The 797-nt window shown below is 75.8% G+C and carries 1 protein-coding gene; it reads right to left on the bottom strand.

Going from position 1 to position 797, the window contains the following annotated elements; genetic code table 11:
• Positions 1–641: glycosyltransferase 87 family protein (locus ACI3KY_RS20295; RefSeq protein ID WP_404931920.1), on the bottom strand; the 641-nt coding region annotated here is incomplete at its 3' end.
• Positions 642–797: the final 156 nt, after the last annotated feature.

The raw sequence follows: 797 nt of genomic DNA, 5'->3' as shown, positions 1-797 counted from the left end.
GTCTGGTCGCCGACGAAGCCGAAGAGGCGCGCGCCTCCCCCGGCCAGCACGACGGCGATCACCACGACGGCGGAGACGGCCGCGGCCCCGCCGACGACCGCGAGCCGTCGCCGGACGGCGATCACCGCTGCCGCGAGCAGCGCGGCCGGCCAGACCTTGATCCAGGTGGCGACGGCGAGGAGCACCGAGCCGAGCCACGGTCGCCCGACGAGCCAGAGCCCGCCGACCACCGCGAGCGGCACAGTGACCGCGTCGAGCCGGAACATGCCGACTCCGCCGAGCGCCAGGATCGCGGCGAGCCAGAACCAGGCGGCGATCAGGCGCCCCCGCGATCGAGCGTTGCCGAGCAGCACCGCGAACGCCGCCGCATCGAGCGCGGTGACGAGCAGCCCCCACCCGAGCGTGTAGTCCACGATGCCGCGGAAGGCGCCGACCAGGAGGATCGGCAGGTGGGCCAGCGGCGGGTAGACCCAGTCCTCGGTGATGCCGGGGAACGCCTCGCCGGTCAGCGTGCGCCACGCCCACCACCGGTACAGCTGGTCGACGTCCCACGACGCGGCGTGATCGCCCGCGAAGCCGAGCCAGATCACCACGAGGTGCACGAGGGCGAACGCCGCCCACACCACCGCCCGTCGCGCCACCCCACCATCCTAGGGAGCCCGGCGCCCCCGTCCGCGGCCGCTCAGCCTCCCGCGAGGACCTGGGCCACCGCCTGCGGCAGCGCCTCGGCGAGGTCGAGCGCCGTGATCGGCCCGTCCCCGGCGGCCGGCTCGTCCCCCGTGGGCGCGGAGCTCGTC

The organism is Microbacterium sp. ZW T2_14, assembly GCF_044987405.1.
Taxonomy (GTDB): Bacteria; Actinomycetota; Actinomycetes; order Actinomycetales; family Microbacteriaceae; genus Microbacterium.
This window is presented reverse-complemented; position numbering and strand designations above follow the sequence as displayed.